This is a genomic window from Aliiglaciecola litoralis (assembly GCF_039523355.1).
GTDB classification, from domain to species: Bacteria; Pseudomonadota; Gammaproteobacteria; order Enterobacterales; family Alteromonadaceae; genus Aliiglaciecola; species Aliiglaciecola litoralis.
This window is the reverse complement of the sequence record NZ_BAAAFD010000011.1, coordinates 1-11,983: the sequence shown is the minus strand read 5'-3', so window position 1 is coordinate 11,983 and position 11,983 is coordinate 1. Positions and strand designations below refer to the sequence as shown.

Annotated in this window: 12 protein-coding genes and 1 pseudogene; 9 read left to right on the top strand and 4 right to left on the bottom strand. The window is 42.2% G+C overall.

The genetic code is table 11. The annotated features are described in order from the left end of the window. Positions 1 to 36 precede the first annotated feature (36 nt). From ABD036_RS16085 to ABD036_RS16075, 3 genes are all read right to left on the bottom strand, one after another. Positions 37 to 249, bottom strand: coding sequence for a CPXCG motif-containing cysteine-rich protein (locus ABD036_RS16085; RefSeq protein WP_343861761.1), 213 nt, complete (start codon positions 247 to 249; stop codon positions 37 to 39). 250 nt (positions 250 to 499) lie between these two features. Continuing rightward, positions 500 to 1,360, bottom strand: a complete 861-nt coding sequence (locus tag ABD036_RS16080) for a fructosamine kinase family protein (protein ID WP_343861759.1) — start codon at positions 1,358 to 1,360, stop codon at positions 500 to 502. Between the two features lie 322 nt (positions 1,361 to 1,682). Continuing rightward, positions 1,683 to 2,309, bottom strand: a complete 627-nt coding sequence (locus ABD036_RS16075) for an START domain-containing protein (protein ID WP_343861757.1) — start codon at positions 2,307 to 2,309, stop codon at positions 1,683 to 1,685. 241 nt (positions 2,310 to 2,550) lie between these two features. Between ABD036_RS16075 and thrS the strand changes: the two genes are divergently transcribed. The 4 genes from thrS to rplT all read left to right on the top strand — a co-directional run bounded on the left by thrS (position 2,551) and on the right by rplT (position 5,726). Further along, positions 2,551 to 4,467 (top strand): threonine--tRNA ligase, encoded by a 1,917-nt coding sequence (thrS, locus tag ABD036_RS16070; RefSeq protein ID WP_343861755.1) that lies wholly within the window; start codon positions 2,551 to 2,553, stop codon positions 4,465 to 4,467. A 4-nt stretch (positions 4,468 to 4,471) separates the two neighbouring features. Beyond that, positions 4,472 to 5,026, top strand: a complete 555-nt coding sequence (infC, locus tag ABD036_RS16065; protein WP_343861753.1) for a translation initiation factor IF-3 — start codon at positions 4,472 to 4,474, stop codon at positions 5,024 to 5,026. Positions 5,027 to 5,153: 127 nt separating this feature from the next. Continuing rightward, positions 5,154 to 5,351, top strand: a complete 198-nt coding sequence (gene rpmI, locus ABD036_RS16060) for a 50S ribosomal protein L35 (RefSeq protein ID WP_006991117.1) — start codon at positions 5,154 to 5,156, stop codon at positions 5,349 to 5,351. Between the two features lie 18 nt (positions 5,352 to 5,369). Beyond that, positions 5,370 to 5,726 (top strand): 50S ribosomal protein L20, encoded by a 357-nt coding sequence (gene rplT, locus ABD036_RS16055; protein ID WP_143835235.1) that lies wholly within the window; start codon positions 5,370 to 5,372, stop codon positions 5,724 to 5,726. A 520-nt stretch (positions 5,727 to 6,246) separates the two neighbouring features. Here rplT and ABD036_RS16050 read toward each other — a convergent pair. Beyond that, positions 6,247 to 7,062: a hypothetical protein gene (locus ABD036_RS16050; RefSeq protein WP_343861739.1), complete on the bottom strand. Its 816-nt coding sequence runs from the start codon at positions 7,060 to 7,062 to the stop codon at positions 6,247 to 6,249. Positions 7,063 to 7,332: 270 nt separating this feature from the next. Between ABD036_RS16050 and pheS the strand changes: the two genes are divergently transcribed. The 5 genes and pseudogenes from pheS to ABD036_RS16025 form a co-directional block, all read left to right on the top strand. Next, positions 7,333 to 8,313, top strand: coding sequence for a phenylalanine--tRNA ligase subunit alpha (gene pheS, locus ABD036_RS16045; RefSeq protein WP_343861737.1), 981 nt, complete (start codon positions 7,333 to 7,335; stop codon positions 8,311 to 8,313). Positions 8,314 to 8,327: 14 nt separating this feature from the next. After that, positions 8,328 to 10,715 (top strand): phenylalanine--tRNA ligase subunit beta, encoded by a 2,388-nt coding sequence (pheT, locus tag ABD036_RS16040; protein WP_343861735.1) that lies wholly within the window; start codon positions 8,328 to 8,330, stop codon positions 10,713 to 10,715. 4 nt (positions 10,716 to 10,719) lie between these two features. Beyond that, positions 10,720 to 11,019, top strand: a complete 300-nt coding sequence (gene ihfA / locus ABD036_RS16035; RefSeq protein ID WP_343861733.1) for an integration host factor subunit alpha — start codon at positions 10,720 to 10,722, stop codon at positions 11,017 to 11,019. Between the two features lie 99 nt (positions 11,020 to 11,118). Beyond that, positions 11,119 to 11,697, top strand: a complete 579-nt coding sequence (locus ABD036_RS16030; protein ID WP_343861731.1) for a hypothetical protein — start codon at positions 11,119 to 11,121, stop codon at positions 11,695 to 11,697. Positions 11,698 to 11,856: 159 nt separating this feature from the next. Continuing rightward, positions 11,857 to 11,983, top strand: a pseudogene (locus tag ABD036_RS16025) (transposase); the annotation flags it as partial.

The following is an 11,983-nucleotide window of genomic DNA, read 5'->3' as shown; positions in this document are numbered from 1 at the left end:
GCCCCTTTATGTAACAACGGTTGTCTTAAACTATTTCTAATAAACTTGTTCGTCATCGGAAATAATAGTTACGTCAAGCTTCCGGTGTAGATCATCGATATGGAATTTAACGTGAATATCGTGACAGCAATTAGGGCATTCATCAAAAAAATCTTGGTCTCCGTTGCTGTGATCCAACATGATATGCAAATGATGGCCACAGTGTGGGCACTCGATAGTTTGTCGTGTTTCGCCTTCCGCTATTTTCATGGATGGTTCTCCTAGTCCTCTCCTGTACATGATGTAGTTTACTTAATTTGGTAACGAGTTTTAGTATTCCCGTTACACAAAGTATGGACCTTGTAGCAAGGTTTCACCTGCTCATTTGCGCTAGCTAGTCCAACTTGCTGATAATTCTCATGTTGTTTTTAAAACAAGGATTCTCCACAAGGGGGCGCTGGAAGGAATAGGAGCCTGCGCATTTGTTGTGTTTCCAATAAGCTCAATTAATAAGACCAGACTAAGAGTCAAGGTTTTTAAGTATCGCTTCTGCGGACTTCAAATATTGCCCCTCAAACAACAATGCATGATTGAGGATATGATAAAGCTGATATACCGTTTTACGATACTGATAGTGTTCACTAATTGGCCACCGCTGTGTATAGCCTTGATAGAAGGCATTGGGGAATTTATTGAATAATTCGGTCATGGCCAAATCGGTTTCTCTGTCACCATAATGAAAAGCAGGGTCAAATAAGACGGCGCGATTTTTATTGAACCCTGTGTTTCCAATCCATAAATCGCCATGCAACATTGATGAGGGGGGATTATGCCCTGCTAGCAAATCGTGCACGGAGGTCACTACCCGATCTATATCCGCCAATTTATGACCCTTCTCGGCCAATAGCTGCAACATAAAACCGATCCGCTGCTCAGCGAAAAATTGCGACCACTTTTTGCTCCACCGGTTGGGTTGTGGGGTGAGCCCGATAAAATTGTCTTCCTGCCATCCATACATTTCTTGTGTCTGAGATTGGTGCAGTTGTGCTAGCCGATCTCCGAAATCAAACCATTCTTGCTCATCTCCTTGTAACAAGGTTAGGTATTCCAATACTAAGTAGCTTTTATCTTCAATTTGACCCAAGCAAATGACCTCAGGCACTTTAAAAATATCGGCCTGTTGCATGTGTTTGAGTCCTTGAGCTTCAGCTTCAAATTGGGGGATCTTCTCAAAATCATTGATTTTTATGAAAAAGCGCCGCTTTCCATCAGAAATACGATAGGTACTATGCGAATCACCTGGCTTTCCTTCTCGGATATCATCGCAAATAAAATCTTCACCGATTTGTTGACTAATTTGGTCGCTAATAAAATGCCACATGATGTTTACCAATTAGACGTGTGAGTGTTGATTATGGAACACATATTAAAAAGCGAAGGTTCATTTCACTATGTCAGTGGTTATTTTTATATCGAAAAGTAATAAAAAAACAGGAATTGATGAATCCTCAATGCCAGCGAAATTCATTAATAGCCTCACATGCACTAATCAATTCAAGAAACGGCCGAATACAGAACAAATAATAGCCTGTGCCTCCAAGTTGACACATACGTGGTTAATTAGATTAACTTTAGGCTATCGCATGGCGGATAATAGATTGATACTCAAACAATAGTGGTCACTGTGGTTGCTGTTCTGAGGGTTATTTTTGCAATATCTCGCGTAAATTATTGAACGTCGTATAAACCGAAGAGACGACGAGTTGGTTACTTAACCAAATGGGAAGATTTCCCGCTGGCTCGCCATATCCTTGGTAACTTAGCGTTGTTAGTCCATTTTCAAGCTTGAGTAATTTCCATTGGCCACTGACGTTAAGCATCCTTACATTATCATCGTCTTTATCATCTGGATAACGCTGCGACATATCGCTTATGTCAATCGTGATTTTACCATTGTTGGGATCAATAGAGGTGAATGAATAGGTTACCATTTCTCGATCTTGCACCGGCCAAGGAGCTGAAAAGGTACTTTTAACGACGCGTTCAAAATTCCCTCGTTTCTCAAGTAATTCAACTTTACGACAATTAGCAATCCATTGTGGAGCAAGTGCAATGTTTTCTAACAGATTGACAAAGTCCATGGGGTGCGCGTTTATGGTCATGCTTGCTTTAATTTCTTTGTAACCGCTGGCGGTGGCGCGAGTGAACACGCTTATACCTTGTTTTTGGGTTGCTACTTCCCAAGCCAAATCAGCAGTATCGGCCAATACCGAAGCCGATATAAATAAGCTGACGAGTAGTCCCAAACTAAGGGGAGTAAATGGCTTCATTTGCTTTTGTAGATATGATTCATTGCATCACACTGGGCTTGTTAGGTATTATGTAGCGCATTGTTCTGACTGTAGCAGGACAGCATGTTATTTGTTTAATTATTTTTTATCTGTTTTCACTCTTATTTGCCATAAACACCCAGTTGGGTGTTTTTTATTGCAAGGCAATTACAACAAGAAATGAGACAAATTAATTCACATGTGGCGCTTGGTAGGTGTCACCACTGTGCAAGGAGTTAAGATGTTAACAATTACCCTTCCCGACGGCAGCCAACGCCAATTTGAAAACGCTGTGTCTGTGCTTGATGTAGCTAATGACATAGGTCCTGGCCTAGCAAAAGCAACAATCGCCGGAAAAGTAGATGGCGTTTTAGTGGATGCGGTGGACATGATCACTGATGATGCCAAGCTGCAAATTATTACTGCCAGAGACGATGAAGGGCTTGAGATTATTCGACATTCCTGTGCACATTTGATTGGGCACGCGTTAAAGCAATTGTACCCAGACGCTAAAATGGCCATTGGGCCAACGATCGATAATGGTTTTTACTACGATATCGATATGGAACATTCGCTCAACGATGACGATTTAGTCAAACTTGAAAAACGCATGTTAGAACTCGCTAAAACCAATTATGACGTTGTTAAGAAAAAAGTAAGTTGGCAACAAGCCCGCGATACGTTTGAACAGCGCGGTGAATCTTACAAAATGGAAATTTTGGACGACAACATCAGTAAAGATGATCAACCCGGATTGTACCATCACCAAGAATATATCGATATGTGCCGTGGGCCTCACGTGCCTAACATGCGTTTTTGTCAACATTTCAAACTAATGAAAGTGGCGGGTGCCTACTGGCGTGGTGACAGCGATAATAAAATGCTGCAACGTATTTACGGTACTGCATGGGCTGATAAGAAACAGTTAAAAAGCTATATTAACCGTTTGGAAGAAGCGGAAAAACGCGACCATCGAAAAATTGGTAAAACACTGGATTTATTCCACTGGCAAGAAGAAGCACCGGGTATGGTGTTTTGGCATGCTGACGGTTGGAGTATCTATACTGAGCTGGAGAAATTCATTCGCGTAAAACAACGTGAGTATGAATTCGGTGAGGTCAAAGGCCCACTGATGATGGATCGTGTATTGTGGGAAAAGTCGGGGCACTGGGACAAGTACGCTGAAAACATGTTCACCACAACATCAGAAAAACGTGAATATGCAATCAAACCGATGAACTGTCCCGGTCATGTGCAAATCTTTAATCAGGGCTTAAAATCCTATCGCGACCTTCCTTTACGTATGGCTGAATTCGGTTGTTGTCATCGAAATGAACCATCGGGTGCTTTGCACGGGCTGATGCGCGTACGCGGATTTACCCAAGATGACGCCCATATTTTCTGTACTGAAGAGCAAATCCAGGATGAAGTCGCGAAGTGTATTGAAATGATATACGACGTTTACAAGGTGTTTGGCTTTGACAAAATCGTGGTCAAACTCTCAACTCGTCCAGAAAAACGGGTAGGTTCTGATGAAGATTGGGATAAAGCTGAGCAGAAATTAGCCGATGCATTAAAGTCCAAAGACATTGATTTTCAGTACTTACCAGGTGAAGGCGCATTCTACGGTCCAAAAATAGAGTTTACGTTACACGATTGCTTGGATAGAGCATGGCAATGCGGTACGGTACAGTTAGATTTCTCTATGCCAGGAAGATTAGGCGCTACTTATGTGGCTGAAGATGGCGAAAGAAAGACACCGGTGATGATCCATAGAGCGACTTTGGGTTCATTAGAGCGCTTTATTGGTATTTTAACCGAAGAATATGCGGGGCTGTTTCCAACTTGGTTGGCACCAATTCAAGTGGTGGTGATGAATATTACTGACAAACAAGCCGAATATACGACAAATATTGCAAAAAAATTGCAAGAAAGTGGATTTAGAGCAAAGTCTGACTTGAGAAATGAGAAGATAGGCTTTAAAATCCGCGAGCACACTCTTAGGCGTGTTCCGTTTTTACTCGTCGTTGGCGATAAAGAAATGGAAAGCGGTGAAGTGGCAGTGCGATCACGCAAAGGCGACGACCTTGGCAAATTCTCAATAGATGCGTTTATTGAAATGATTGGCCAACAGGTGGCGTCTAAGCAACTAGATTAATTTCGTGGAGGAACGACACATTAAAGGCGCTAATAATAAGGCTCAAGGCGATAAAGCCAACATCAATGAAGAAATCACGGCGAACGAAGTTCGTTTAATTGGTAAAGACGGTGAGCAGTTAGGGATTGTATCGTTAAACGATGCACAAGCTCTTGCCGACGTTTCAAATTTGGATCTAGTAGAAATTAGTCCAAATGCTGAGCCGCCTGTATGTAAAGTAATGGATTACGGAAAGTTCATTTTCGAAAAGAGTAAGGCTCAAAAAGAGCAGAAGAAGAAACAAAAGCAAATTCAGGTCAAGGAGATTAAATTCCGCCCTGGCACTGATGAAGGCGACTACCAGGTAAAACTGCGCAACCTGCGTCGCTTTCTAGAAGGGGGTGATAAGGCTAAAGTTACGATCCGTTTTCGCGGACGTGAAATGGCCCACCAAGAGATCGGCATTGATTTACTGAAACGTGTTCGCACGGATTTAGAAGACATTGCCAACTGCGAGTCTTTCCCACATCGGGTTGAGGGTCGTCAGATGATCATGGTGCTTGCCCCAATTAAGAAGTAGTAAAGGTTTACAAGTAACTAAGGACCGTAAAATCGGATCTGCACCCTAGTTCACCTTGCTGCTAGTTTGTAACAATGACCCCTGTCACTAAAATACAGAGTGGTCTTAACAATGCGGAGTTTTAGCAATGCCTAAAATGAAAACCAACCGTGGAGCTGCTAAGCGTTTTAGAAAAACCGCTTCAGGTCGCTTCAAGAGCAAACAGTCTCACTTGCGTCACATTTTGACCAAGAAGAGTTCTAAGCGTAAACGTCACTTACGTGGCAAGAAATTGGCCCATGTAGCTGACACTGCGTTGATTCAACGCATGTTGCCTTACGTTTAAGATAGAGGAGACTGAATAATGGCAAGAGTAAAACGCGGCGTAGTTGCACGTGCCCGACACAAAAAGGTACTAAAGCAAGCCAAAGGTTATTACGGAGCTCGTAGTCGAGTTTATCGCGTTGCTGTCCAGGCAGTAACAAAAGCAGGTCAATATGCATACCGTGACCGTCGTCAGCGCAAACGTCAATTCCGCCAATTGTGGATTGCACGTATCAACGCTGCTGCACGTCAAAACGGCATGTCTTACAGCCGTTTTATCAACGGTTTGAAGAAAGCGTCTGTCGAAATCGATCGTAAGATCCTTGCCGACATCGCAGTGCATGACAAAAACGCGTTTACTGCTTTAGTAGAAGCAGCAAAAGGCGCATTGGCTTAATTTTTAACAATTAAGTTTAAGTTCTTTCGGAAAAAGGCGAACCTGGATGGTTCGCCTTTTTTCGTTTACGCTCATCTTTTTAAATGGACACCCACTCTAGAGTTAAATGGACACCGAGTTAAATGGACACCCACTCTAGGAGTTAAATGGACACCCACTCTAGTATTAAATGGACACCCACTCCAAGGTGGATTTTTACGCGCGCAATTTAACGAGGCCAGCCACCATAATGAGGACACCCACTCTTAATGCATATTAAGTGGACAGCCACTCTTGTAGCATCGATAGTTAAATGGACACCCACTCCAAGGAATATTTTTACGCGCGCAATTTAACGAGGCCAGCCACCATAATGAGGGCACCCACTCTTGTAGCATCGATAACCATTGTATTCTGTTGTTTTCGAACAATAATTTATACTAAAACAGCTATCTAAGTCGTTTATTAAGGTCGCTATTAGGACAGCGCCAGTTAATTTGTAGACGAGTGCTTATTGAAACCTATTCAGCATACTAATGAACTAGTATTCGCAAGGAGGATTTGCTGCAATTACTTCAGTTACAATTTGTCCCATAAAATCCTGTATAATTAAGTCTGCATCTGCATTGCTTATATAAGGCAATAAATCGGCGGGTTGACCACTGATTATTTCGTAAAATACCAATGCAGTTAAAAACCGTCCCAAGTTTGAAGCGTGGTTTCCGTCTTCCTGATATAAAGCTAGATTGGGTCTCAATGCAATTACGCGATCCCAGACTAATCCAACAGGAGCAACACAGCTTGCTTGTTTTTTAGCGATGCTGACATGTAAATTGTGAACCATTGTGCCTTCTATTTTGTTATTTCGTTGTGGATGTTCGGGAAATAAAATTGGTGTGGTATTTTGTGCTTTAGCATATTGAATCCATGTTTGCGCCCCTGTTGTAGGATATTCAAAACTTCCACTTTGAGAGTATTTCTGAGCTTGGAAGATGGCATGAGACCAATCGTTATTTTGAAGTGTTTCTAAAGAGCGGCCGTCGTCCAAGCGATCAGCTAAATAATCTCCCGTATTTACTACGATTTGCCCTAAGTTTTTTTGTGGGACTCCTTTTTGTAGTAATTCTCTTAAAATTACACTTAAGCCTAAAACGTGGCTATTCCCAATGAACAAAATGGCATATTGGTTATTTTCTGAGTTATTTGGGATAGGTAGGTTATCTGCAGTCGCATTGAGAGGGGTATTGCTTGGCGCTGTTATTACTGTTGTGGACTTAGAATTAGGAGGAGCGTCAACAGCAGGATTACAGCCAGTTAAAAGCAAGAATATTAATAATTGAACAATTTTTAGTTTCATTGGTAATTTTCTAATTTGAAATCAAATTTTTTGAAGAAATTAAACTAACACTAATTCATTTACAAAGCAGAACATATATTGTCGATTCGTGGTTATGTGAAATCATCTAAAGCAACAACTTAGTTTTTAACAAGTTAGGGGATCTTTTAACGCATTTCGGTAGCAACTCAAGCCTTTCTTCGTGTACAATTACCCGCTATTTTTTCATATGCCTAGGTGAATTTTCACCGCTTTCAAAAGGCCAATTACGTAATCCAATCCGAGGAAACTATGGATCTTGATGCCATAATCAAAGAAGCTGAAGAGCAAATTAACGCCGCTCAAGACGCTCAAACACTCGATGCTGTGCGCGTCGACTTTATGGGTAAAAAAGGGCGAATGACGGAGCTGTTAAAAGGCTTAGGCAAACTCTCTGCTGAAGAACGGCCGGTTGTGGGGCAGAAAATAAATCTAGCTAAGCAAAAGATCCAAGGGTTCATTTCGGCTCGAGGTGAGGCTTTAAGAGACATTGAATTAAATGCAAAGCTAGCAAACGAAACTATAGATGTCACTTTGCCAGGGCGAGGCAGTGAGCTTGGCGGTCTTCATCCTGTGACTCGCACCATCAGTCGAATTGAGAGCTTTTTTGGCGAGTTAGGTTTCAGTGTTAAATCGGGTCCTGAAATTGAAGATGGCTTTCATAATTTCGATGCGCTGAATATCCCATCTAATCATCCAGCTCGTGCAGATCATGATACTTTTTATTTCAACCCCGATGTGATGCTCAGAACTCAGACGTCGGGTGTGCAAATACGCACCATGGAAGTTGAAAAGCCGCCGTTGCGAATTATTTCTCCTGGCCGAGTATACCGTAATGACTACGATCAAACCCATACACCTATGTTTCACCAGGTTGAAGGCTTGATGGTCGATAAGAACGTGAGTTTTGCTGAACTTAAAGGGATCCTACACGATTTTTTGAATAACTTTTTTGAAGCTGATCTACAAGTGCGATTTAGACCTTCCTATTTTCCATTTACCGAACCGTCTGCGGAAGTGGATGTGATGGGGCAAAACGGTAAGTGGCTCGAAGTATTGGGTTGTGGAATGGTTCACCCAAATGTCCTTAAATCGGTAAATATCGATCCCGAAGAGTACACAGGGTTTGCCTTTGGTATGGGAGTAGAGCGGTTGACCATGTTGCGTTATGGTGTCAATGATCTTAGAGCATTCTTCGAAAACGATTTACGTTTCCTCAAGCAGTTTAAATAGGGAAGACCAAGATAATGAAATTCAGTGAAAATTGGTTGAGAGAATGGGTTAACCCATCGATTTCTACTCAAGTGTTGTCAGAACAATTGAGTATGGCTGGCCTTGAAGTTGACGGTGTAGAGCCAGTCGCGGCAGAGTTCTCTGGCGTTGTCGTTGGTGAGGTCGTCGAGTGTGGACAACATCCCGATGCTGACAAGTTGCAAGTAACTAAAGTCGACGTAGGACAAGATGAGTTACTTGATATCGTCTGCGGCGCGCCTAACTGTCGCCAAGGATTAAAAGTTGCTGTGGCCATGGTAGGGGCAGTTCTTCCTGGTAACTTTAAGATCAAGAAAGCAAAATTACGTGGACAGCCATCCCATGGAATGCTTTGTAGCTTTTCAGAATTAGGAATTTCTGAAGATCATGAAGGCATTTTAGAGCTTCCTGAAGATGCTCCTAACGGTGTGGATTTTAGAGAATATTTAGAGTTAGATGATGTCACTATAGAAGTCGATTTAACACCCAATAGAGCGGATTGTCTTGGGATACGAGGACTAGCACGTGAAGTGGGGGTGTTAAACCAGGTTGAAGTGTGTTCGCCGAAAATTGATCCCGTACACGCCTCAATTGCAGACTTTCGCAACATTCAACTATTGGATCCGCAAGCGTGTCCTAAGTACTTAGGGCGTGTCATTAAAGGAATAAATTTAAATACACCGACACCTCTATGGATGCAGGAAAAACTTAGACGTTGTGGCGTTCGTAGTATTGATCCTGTTGTCGATGTTACTAATTATGTGCTGCTTGAACTTGGGCATCCTATGCATGCATTTGACAATGATAAGCTGGAAGGCGATGTTGTTGTTCGTTTTGCTAATGAAGACGAAAGTTTAACGTTACTTGATGGCAATGAAATCAAGTTAAAAAGCAACACTTTAGTCATTGCCGACCAACAAAAATCGTTGGCGATGGCGGGGATTTTTGGTGGCCTAGATTCTGGCGTGACTAACGGATCTCGCAATATCTTTTTAGAAAGTGCCTTTTTCACGCCTGACGCAATAATGGGGAAAGCTCGACAATATGGGCTGCACACTGATGCGTCTCATCGCTACGAAAGGGGCGTTGATCCTCAATTGCAACGTATCGCTATGGAGCGCGCCACGCAACTCCTCTTAGATATAGTAGGAGGTGAAGCTGGGCCAATAATTGAAAGCATTAATGAAGATGCAATGCCTGTGCAGCGTCATGTTGTTTTAAGAATTGCCAAACTCAATCGAGTATTAGGGATAGAAGTGGACGCGGCTAATGTTACAGACATTCTGTATCGGTTAGGATTGCAAGTAACTTTTGCACAAGATAAGTGGGAAGCGATTGTTCCTGCTTATCGTTTTGACATTAGCATCGAAGAAGATCTAATAGAAGAAGTGGCCCGAGTTTATGGATATAACAATATTCCTGAAGTGTCGCCTGTTGCAAAATTAAAAATGTCCGAACATCGGGAACAAAACTTAACCTTAGGTAGACTAAAACAGACGTTAGTTGAAAGGGAGTATCAAGAAGCAATTACCTATAGCTTTGTAGACCCAAAAGCTCAGTCAGCATTATTTCCTGAAGTAGAAGGTTTAGTGCTTCCTCATCCCATTTCTAGCGATATGTCAGTTATGAGGGTGAGTTTGTGGACCGGGTTATTACAAGCCGTCTCATACAATCAAAAGAGGCAGCAAAGTAGAGTTAGACTATTTGAAACTGGTCTGCGATTCGTTCCAGATGAAACTCAGCAAACAGGGGTGAGACAAGAACAAGTTATTGCCGGTGTAATTAGCGGTAATCGTCACAATGAGCACTGGGATATGCCTGATGCTAGTGTCGATTTTTACGATATTAAAGCCGACGTGGAAGCGTTGTTGGCGACCACTTCTGTGGGTTCTGCATTCCATTTTGAATCTGCTGAGCATTCGTCATTACATCCAGGCCAAAGCGCAGCGATTTTTCGTGATGGAACCTTAGTCGGGTACGTAGGAGCGGTGCACCCCAAATTTACAAAAATACTAGGCTTAAATGGAAAAACCTTCGTTTTTGAATTGAATTTCACTGCAATAGGTCCCAAAAAGTTACCCATGGCCGATGAAATTTCAAAATTTCCTGCTAACAGGCGTGACATTGCGATTGTAGTAGAGGAAGATAAAGCGGTAGGCGAAATATTATCTTACATCGAAAAATTTGGCGGAAATCAACTAGTTGGCCTAAACTTGTTCGATGTGTATAGAGGAAAGGGTATCGAGGCCGGTTATAAGAGCTTGGCTATCTCTCTTACCTTACAGGACCAATCGAGAACGCTTGAAGAAAACGAGATTCAAGCTGTAGTTGAAGACATTCTGTCCCATTTATCAGAAAAATTTGGGGCTTCATTGAGGGATTAACCATATGGCGTTAACCAAAGCTGAAATGGCTGAACATTTGTTTGAAAAACTAGGGATCAATAAACGCGACGCAAAGGAACTTGTTGAATCGTTTTTTGAGGAAGTGCGAGAGGCACTGGAGTCAGGTGAGCAAGTAAAGCTATCAGGGTTTGGTAACTTTGACTTGCGAAAGAAAAACGAACGTCCGGGCAGAAATCCTAAAACCGGTGAAGATATTCCAATCAAAGCACGTAGAGTTGTGACCTTTAGGCCGGGTCAAAAACTGAAAAGTCGAGTTGAGAATACTGAACCAACGAATATGTAATTGATAATTGCGCACCATCCTCGGTGCGCAAATATTTTCCTTTTCCTGCATCTTATATCTAGCACAGGTCGTTTTCCGTATATGTCAAAGAAATTCACGTTGGGTTTTTTCGCTGTTGTTGTAGTTGCTGTTTTACTCTATGTGACTTTTTCTAATACTCCCTCAGTTTCGCCAGTAACGGTGTTGCCATCACCAATCTCATCCCAATCGATAACTGAACCAAAATTCAGTTATTTAGATATATTACAGAATGATGAATTCAAAGATGGCATGCAAAAGGCCGTGATGGATAGCGATATTGAGCTTGCTAAAACGCTCCAAGCGAAAGCGATTGAAATTGCAAATGCGGCCCAACTTCCTGATGCTGAAATCCAAATCCTTTCTGATGAGAGAGGCCTAAATTACATGTTGTTTTTGGCTAAACGCCAACTCTTTATTGCAGCTTTTGAACGTCGCTATCTTGCCCTTGAAGGGATTCAAGATATTAAATTGATCTATCCTGAGGCGCAAAATTTGTTTGCTCGATCCGATGCACTTATTGCTCAACGCGATCAAATGATCAACGACATAGCGAAAGAAATGGCTGGAGGGAATGATATTGGCGATTATCTACAAAAAGCAAAGGACCAATGGAAATTGGTTCAAAGCGCCCACCAAAAGGTCAAAAGTAATCCTTAAGTAAAACTGCCGTGCAAGTAGAGCAAGGACACCCACCCATCCTTTAGATTTTTATAGCTATTAGTCAGGACACCCACTCAAACTGGACGCAGAACTGGACCTCATTGTTAGACAAATTCAGTTAGGCTTTAGGTCTATCAATTCTCAAAGGACGTGTGTATGGCTCTTCCTAGAAAGCGCCAAATCAGTTTGACCGATACGCCGTATTATCATTGTGTGTCGCGTTGTGTGCGTCGGGCGTATTTGTGTGGAGAAGACAGCGTCACGGGTCAAAGCTATGAACACC

Excerpts from the sequence above, each read along its gene's own strand:
- ABD036_RS16085 (WP_343861761.1), bottom strand. The coding sequence starts at position 249 with ATGAAAATAGCGGAAGGCGAAACACGACAAACTATCGAGTGCCCACAC.
- ABD036_RS16080 (WP_343861759.1), bottom strand. The coding sequence starts at position 1,360 with ATGTGGCATTTTATTAGCGACCAAATTAGTCAACAAATCGGTGAAGAT.
- ABD036_RS16075 (WP_343861757.1), bottom strand. The coding sequence starts at position 2,309 with ATGAAGCCATTTACTCCCCTTAGTTTGGGACTACTCGTCAGCTTATTT.
- thrS (WP_343861755.1), top strand. The coding sequence starts at position 2,551 with ATGTTAACAATTACCCTTCCCGACGGCAGCCAACGCCAATTTGAAAAC.
- rpmI (WP_006991117.1), top strand. The coding sequence starts at position 5,154 with ATGCCTAAAATGAAAACCAACCGTGGAGCTGCTAAGCGTTTTAGAAAA.
- rplT (WP_143835235.1), top strand. The coding sequence starts at position 5,370 with ATGGCAAGAGTAAAACGCGGCGTAGTTGCACGTGCCCGACACAAAAAG.
- ABD036_RS16050 (WP_343861739.1), bottom strand. The coding sequence starts at position 7,062 with ATGAAACTAAAAATTGTTCAATTATTAATATTCTTGCTTTTAACTGGC.
- pheS (WP_343861737.1), top strand. The coding sequence starts at position 7,333 with ATGGATCTTGATGCCATAATCAAAGAAGCTGAAGAGCAAATTAACGCC.
- pheT (WP_343861735.1), top strand. The coding sequence starts at position 8,328 with ATGAAATTCAGTGAAAATTGGTTGAGAGAATGGGTTAACCCATCGATT.
- ihfA (WP_343861733.1), top strand. The coding sequence starts at position 10,720 with ATGGCGTTAACCAAAGCTGAAATGGCTGAACATTTGTTTGAAAAACTA.